This is a genomic window from Bradyrhizobium sp. LB8.2 (assembly GCF_040548035.1).
Lineage (GTDB): Bacteria > Pseudomonadota > Alphaproteobacteria > Rhizobiales > Xanthobacteraceae > Bradyrhizobium.
Genome location: NZ_JBEPQV010000004.1, coordinates 364,524 through 370,738 on the forward strand (window position 1 = coordinate 364,524; position 6,215 = coordinate 370,738).

Consider the following 6,215-nt stretch of genomic DNA (forward strand, 5'->3'; position numbering starts at 1 on the left):
TTAAAATAGTTTCGGCGGGTTGAACTGGCGAGGCTCCCATGAAAGTCGCGATCATTGGTGGCGGACCTGCGGGTCTCTACGCTGCAATCCTGCTCAAAAAGCAGCGGCCGAGCGCTGAGATTACGGTGTACGAGCGCAACCGCGCGGACGACACTTTCGGCTTCGGCGTGGTGTTCTCAGACGCGACGCTCGATAATTTCGAGAAGCACGATCTTCCGAGCTATCGCCGTATCACCCAGGAATTTGCTTACTGGGATGACATCGCCGTGCACTTCCGCGGAACGGTCCATCGGGTCGGTGGCAACGGCTTCTGTGGCTGCTCGCGGCAGAAGCTGCTCCTGATTCTCCAGGCGCGAGCGCGCGAACTGGGCGTCGTCCTGAATTTCGAAGCGGACGTCGAGGACGAATCCAGCTTTGCCGACGCCGATCTCATCCTGCTCGCGGACGGCATCAACAGCCGCTTCCGCGACAAATACGTCGATCATTTCGCCCCGGAAGTCGACCTCCGGGCCAACAAGTTCGCCTGGATGGGTTCGACCAGGCCGCTGGATGCCTTCACCTTCATCTTCCAGGAGACGGAGTGGGGGCCGTTCATCGCCCATGCCTATCAATATCAAGCCGGGCACTCGACCTGGATTTTCGAGACCGATCCGGAGACGTTCGAACGCGCGGGACTGACGGGTCTGAACGAGACCCAATCCGCCGCGCGGATGGCTGAGATCTTCGGCTGGTTCCTCGATGGCCACCAACTGCTCACCAACCGCTCGACCTGGCGCAACTTCCCGATGATCCGCAGCAAACGCTGGGTCAAGGACAACATGGTGCTGCTCGGCGACGCCAAGGCGACCGCGCATTTCTCGATCGGCTCGGGCACCAAGCTCGCGATGGAAGACGCGATCGCGCTGGCTGACGCGATGGAGAAAGCGCCCAGCATCAAGGCGGCGCTGGACGTCTATGAGCACGGCCGCCGCGAAGAGGTCGAGAAGACGCAGCACGCCGCCGACGTCTCGCTGGTCTGGTTCGAGCATGTCGACCGCTTCTGGGATTTTGATCCCGTGCAGTTCGCCTTCGGCGTGATGACGCGCTCGAAGGCGATCACCTATGACAATCTGAAGCTCCGCGCGCCCGATTTCGTGGCTGAGGTTGAGAAATCGTTTGCCAGGCAGGTTCGCGACAGCGGCTTCGAGGTCGACGTCAACAAGCCGATGGTGCCGCTGTTTCAGCCGTTCCGCTTGCGCGAGATGGAGATCGCCAACCGCGCCGTGGTATCGCCGATGTGCATGTATTCGGCGAAGGAGGGCGTGCCGACCGATTTCCACCTGGTGCATTATGGCTCGCGGGCGATCGGTGGTGCCGGACTGATCTTCAGCGAGATGATCTGCGTCAGCCGCGATGCGCGGATTACGCCCGGCTGCGCCGGCCTGTGGAACGACGAGCAGGAGGCGGCTTGGCGGTGCATCGTGGACTTCGTCCACGGCAATTCGGCTGCGAAAATCTGCCTGCAATTGGGCCACGCCGGGCGCAAGGGCGCGACCAAGCTGATGTGGGACGGCATGGATCGTCCGCTGGAGGAGGGCGGCTGGGACGTCTTTTCCGCATCGCCCCTGCCCTATTTCCCCGACAGCCAGGTTCCGCGTGAGCTCGATCGCGCCGGCATGAATGCGGTGAGGGACGCGTTCGTCGCGGCGGCCGAGCGCGGCGAACGCTGCGGTTTCGACATGCTCGAACTGCACTGCGCCCACGGCTATCTGCTCGCGAGCTTCATTTCGCCGCTGACGAATACGCGGACGGATGATTATGGCGGATCGCTCGCCAATCGCCTGCGCTTCCCGCTCGAAATTTTCGAGGCGCTGCGGGCCGTGTGGCCGCGGCACAAGCCGATGTCGGTGCGCATTTCCGCGACCGACTGGGCCGAGGGTGGTATCGGCGGCGACGACGCGGTGGCGATCGCGCGCGCTTTTGCCGAAGCCGGTGTCGATCTCGTCGACGTCTCAACCGGACAGACCGTGCGCGATGCGCAGCCGGTCTATGGGCGCATGTTCCAGACCCCGTTCTCCGACCAGGTCCGCAATGAGGCTCGCGTGGCCACGATGTGCGTCGGCAACATCACGACCGCCGACCAGGCCAACACCATCCTGGCTGCCGGCCGGGCGGACCTCGTCGCGCTCGGGCGGCCGCATCTGGTCGATCCCTTCTTCACCATGCGGGCTGCAGCCTGGTACGGAGCAGGCGACGCGTTCTGCCCGCCGCAGTATCTTCCCGGAAAAGATCAGATTTTCCGCAACAGCATACGGGACCGACAGGATCTCGAGGAGCTGAGAATTAAGGCTAAGCCCAAGACCCGGGCCGAGCTCAAGGCGGAGGCGACAAAGCCGCTTGCGGCGGAGTGACCGCCCGTGCGAATTTGGTCGCATTGCCTGGTGTGTATCGAGTGGAGTGAGGGCGATGAAAGCGATTATCGTCGGCGGCGGGGTCGGTGGTCTCACCACCGCATTGATGTTGCGCTCGCGGGGCCTGGCTTGCGAGATATTCGAGCAGTCCGACACCATCCGCGAGCTTGGCGTCGGCATCAACACGCTGCCGCATGCCATGCGCGAGCTGGCGGGCCTCGGGCTGCTCCAGCAGTTAGACGATGTCGCGATCCGTACCGACCAGCTCTATTACCTCAACCGTCACGGCCAGGAGGTCTGGCGTGAGGCCCGCGGCATCGACGCCGGGCACGATGTGCCGCAATTCTCGATCCACCGCGGCCGCCTTCAGGGCGTCATTCATCGGGCCGTCGAGGAGCGGCTCGGGCCGGAGGCCATCCACACCGGCTGCCGCCTCGGTGCCTTCACCCAGGACGAGGGCGGCGTCACCGCTTATTTCTTCGATCGCGCAGGCGCGCACATTCACACCGCGCGCGGCGACATTCTGATTGGTGCCGACGGCATCCATTCGCGGGTCCGCGACACGCTGTTTCCGAGCGAGGGGCCGCCGTGCTGGAACGGCCTGATGCTGTGGCGTGGTGCGCGAGATTGGCCGCTGTTCCTCACCGGCAAGTCGATGATCGTCGCCGGTGGCCTCAACGCCAAGGTGGTGATCTATCCCATCGCGGAGGGATCGAGCCCCGCGAGCCGTCTCACCAACTGGGCGGTGCTGGTGAAGGTCGGCGAGGGCAATGCCCCGCCGCCGCGAAAGGAAGACTGGTCCCGGCCGGGGCGGCGCGAGGAGCTGATGCCGCATGTCGCGCGCTTCTCGGTGCCTTACATCGACGTGAAGAGCCTGATCTCGGCCACGCCCGAGTTCTACGAATATCCGACCTGCGACCGCGATCCGTTACCCTATTGGTCGTCCGGGCGCGTCACGCTGCTCGGCGATGCCGCGCATCCGATGTATCCGGTCGGCTCCAATGGCGCCTCGCAGGCAATCCTCGATGCACGCTGCCTCGCCGACACGCTGGTGCGCGCCGAGCACCCGCGCCAGGCGTTGCTTGAATACGAGAAGAAGCGCCTGCCGATGACCGCTGACATCGTCCGCTCCAACCGTCGCGGCGGCCCCGAGGGCGTCATCGACGCCGTCGAGCAGCTCGCGCCTGATGGTTTCGACAATGTCGACAACGTGCTGAGCTATTCCCAGCGCGAGGCCATCGTGCGCGGCTATGCCACCAAAGCCGGCTTCGCCGCAGTGCCGGGACTGGCGGCGGTGCGGGCTTGAAGCTAGCCGCCGGGAGGCGGCGGCAGGAAGTGGATGTTGAACTCGGCGGCCATCGCAACCACGTCCTCGGGCTTCTGTTCTTTCATGTTATGAAGGCCCCAGAACAGGTCGAACAGCTTGCGGGTCGGCGAGACCCAGAACAGCACTTTTGCGGTCTGCTCCGACTTGTTGAAGATGCCATGCGGCACGCCCATGCCGAGCCGGATCAGATCTCCCGCGGTCGCCTGCGACTCGGAATTGCCGAGCATGAAATCGAGATTGCCCTCCAGCATGTAGAGATATTCATCCTGGTCGGGATGAATGTGCGGCGGCACGAACGTGCCCGGCGGCAGCGTCGCGTGCCAGGAGAAGCTGTGCTCTGTGTTGCTCTTCGGCACATAGGTCTGGCCGAGGATGTTCCAGGAGATGCCTTGGATTCCCTCATTGGCCCGCGTGATGCCGGTGATTTCGCTCTTCATTGTGATCCTCCCTCAACGCGACGTGCGGCTTAGTTCGCTGCCTTGCAGTCCTTGGCGTAACGGTCGCCGTAATTCTCAAAAACCTTCTGCACGATCTCGGTCTGGAACTTGCCGTCCGCGCGCTTGGCGACCTTGGTCAGGTAGAAATCCTGGATGGGATAGCCGTTGGTGTTGAACTTGAAGGCGCCGCGCAGCGAGGTGAAGTCGGCCTTTTTCAGCGCAGCCCCAACTGCATCCTTGTTCGAGAGATCTCCCTTCACGGCTTTGACGGCGCTGTTGATCAGCATCGCGGCATCGTACGCCTGGAAGGCGTAGGTGCCTGGCACGCTGTTGTAGGCGGCCTCGTAGGCGGCGACGAACTTCTTGTTCTGGGGATTGTCGAGATTTGGAGCCCAGTTCGCGCCGCCGAACATGCCGACCGCGGCGTCCTGCTGCGCCGGCAAGGTCGATTCATCCACCGTGAAAGCCGAGAGCACCGGAATGCTGTCGGCGAGGCCTGCCTGCTTGTATTGCTTGACGAGATTGACGCCGAGGCCGCCCGGCATGAACGTGAAAAGAGCATCGGGCTTCTGCGACGAAATCTTGGAAAGCTCCGGCTGGAAGTCCAGCGTGTTGAGCGGCATGTAGGATTCCTCGACGATCTCACCCTTGTAGTCGAGCTTGAAGCCGGCGACCGAGTCCTTGCCGGCCTGATAGTTCGGCACCATCAGATACATGCGCTTGTAGCCGCGATCCTGCGCGACCTTACCGAGGATTTCGTGCACCTGATCGTTCTGGTACGAGGTGACATAAAAGAACGGATTGCAGTCCTTGCCGGCAAAAGTAGATGGGCCGGCGTTGGGGCTGATCAGGAAGGTTTTCGATTCCGTGACCGGCCGGTGGATCGCCTGGAGGATGTTGGAGAAGATTGGGCCGACCACGAAGTCGACCTTGTCGCGCTCCAGAAGGCCCTTGACCTTGGTGACTGCTGCGTCCGGCTTCAATTCGTCGTCGACCACGACGACCTCGACATCGCGGCCGCCCATCTTGCCGCCGAGATCCTTCATCCCGAGCGCAAAGCCGTCGCGGACCTGTTGGCCGAGCGCGGCGGCGGGTCCCGAGAGGGTCACGATCACACCCAGCTTGATCTTCTCCTGGGCGAGGGAAGGGCTCGCGGTGCCAAGCAGCAACGCGGCTGCGGCCAGGGTCATCTGCGTCTTCATGATCAGTCCCCCGTGACGACGGTCTTGCGCTGCAAGCCGCTACTTCAATCCAAGTTTATGCCGATGATTGCTGCCGCGGCAAGCGAGCTCAGGGCGTCGTCATGCTGCGCGCAGCCGCGCATGCAAGCGGCGCGCCAATTATTTGAAGCCTAAAGAAATCAGCGTGCGGTCGATTGTTGCGGCTTTAGGCTTGCAGCCGGCTTCGATTTATTTGAAGCTCAAAACGTTGGGGAATCCGTGCCCGCGCCAATGCCGGCCGTGAGTGACTGCATCAACATGCTCGATTCCGAGACCAAAGCCGTCGAAACTCCGGATGATCACGCCGAAGAGCTTCGGCTGTGGCTGCGGCTCTTGACCTGCACGACCCTGATCGAGGGCGAGGTCCGCGGCCGGTTGCGGCAGCGCTTCGACGTCACATTGCCTCGTTTCGACCTGATGGCGCAGCTCGACAAGGCGCCTGACGGCATGACGCTGTCCGACGTCTCCAAGCGCATGATGGTGTCGAACGGCAACGTGACCGGCCTCGTCGAACGCCTCGTGGAATCCGGTCATCTCGACCGCCGCACTTCCGAAACGGACCGCCGCGTTCAGGTGATCCGCCTCACGAAACTCGGTCGCGGCGAGTTTCGCAAAATGGCCGCGGAACACGAGACCTGGATCGCCGATCTGTTCGCCGATCTGACACCGAAGGATGTACGCGAATTGATGCGGCTGCTCGCCAAGACCAAGGCATCGGCGCAGAAATCAGCCGGTCGTCGCCGGACCTAGCAGTCTGCTGAAAAACCCCCTCGCCAGGGAGGGGACTTGATGATTCACTTTATCATCTCGAATCGGCGGAGACGATCATGCGCGGCAGGTT

Annotated in this window: 5 protein-coding genes; 3 read left to right on the forward strand and 2 right to left on the reverse strand. The window is 62.8% G+C overall.

What is annotated here, in order from left to right:
• The first annotated feature begins 38 nt into the window (after positions 1 to 38).
• Both ABIB06_RS08105 and ABIB06_RS08110 read left to right on the forward strand, forming a co-directional pair.
• Entirely contained in the window at positions 39 to 2,390 is a 2,352-nt protein-coding gene (locus ABIB06_RS08105) for a bifunctional salicylyl-CoA 5-hydroxylase/oxidoreductase (RefSeq protein WP_354045103.1), read from the forward strand.
• A gap of 55 nt (positions 2,391 to 2,445) precedes the next feature.
• Positions 2,446 to 3,696: a flavin-dependent oxidoreductase gene (locus ABIB06_RS08110; RefSeq protein WP_354045101.1), complete on the forward strand. Its 1,251-nt coding sequence runs from the start codon at positions 2,446 to 2,448 to the stop codon at positions 3,694 to 3,696.
• 2 nt (positions 3,697 to 3,698) lie between these two features.
• On the opposite strand, the gene ABIB06_RS08115 is transcribed toward ABIB06_RS08110, so the two are convergent.
• Both ABIB06_RS08115 and ABIB06_RS08120 read right to left on the reverse strand, forming a co-directional pair.
• Entirely contained in the window at positions 3,699 to 4,154 is a 456-nt protein-coding gene (locus ABIB06_RS08115) for a cupin domain-containing protein (RefSeq protein ID WP_354045099.1), read from the reverse strand.
• Between the two features lie 29 nt (positions 4,155 to 4,183).
• Positions 4,184 to 5,356, reverse strand: coding sequence for an ABC transporter substrate-binding protein (locus ABIB06_RS08120; RefSeq protein WP_354045097.1), 1,173 nt, complete (start codon positions 5,354 to 5,356; stop codon positions 4,184 to 4,186).
• Between the two features lie 249 nt (positions 5,357 to 5,605).
• Between ABIB06_RS08120 and ABIB06_RS08125 the strand changes: the two genes are divergently transcribed.
• Positions 5,606 to 6,124, forward strand: a complete 519-nt coding sequence (locus ABIB06_RS08125) for a MarR family winged helix-turn-helix transcriptional regulator (RefSeq protein WP_354045095.1) — start codon at positions 5,606 to 5,608, stop codon at positions 6,122 to 6,124.
• Positions 6,125 to 6,215 lie beyond the last annotated feature (91 nt).

What these genes read in the sequence shown, in the direction of transcription:
- ABIB06_RS08105 (WP_354045103.1), top strand. Translation starts at nt 39, where the DNA reads ATGAAAGTCGCGATCATTGGTGGCGGACCTGCGGGTCTCTACGCTGCA.
- ABIB06_RS08110 (WP_354045101.1), top strand. Translation starts at nt 2,446, where the DNA reads ATGAAAGCGATTATCGTCGGCGGCGGGGTCGGTGGTCTCACCACCGCA.
- ABIB06_RS08115 (WP_354045099.1), bottom strand. Translation starts at nt 4,154, where the DNA reads ATGAAGAGCGAAATCACCGGCATCACGCGGGCCAATGAGGGAATCCAA.
- ABIB06_RS08125 (WP_354045095.1), top strand. Translation starts at nt 5,606, where the DNA reads ATGCCGGCCGTGAGTGACTGCATCAACATGCTCGATTCCGAGACCAAA.
- ABIB06_RS08120 (WP_354045097.1), bottom strand. Translation starts at nt 5,356, where the DNA reads ATGAAGACGCAGATGACCCTGGCCGCAGCCGCGTTGCTGCTTGGCACC.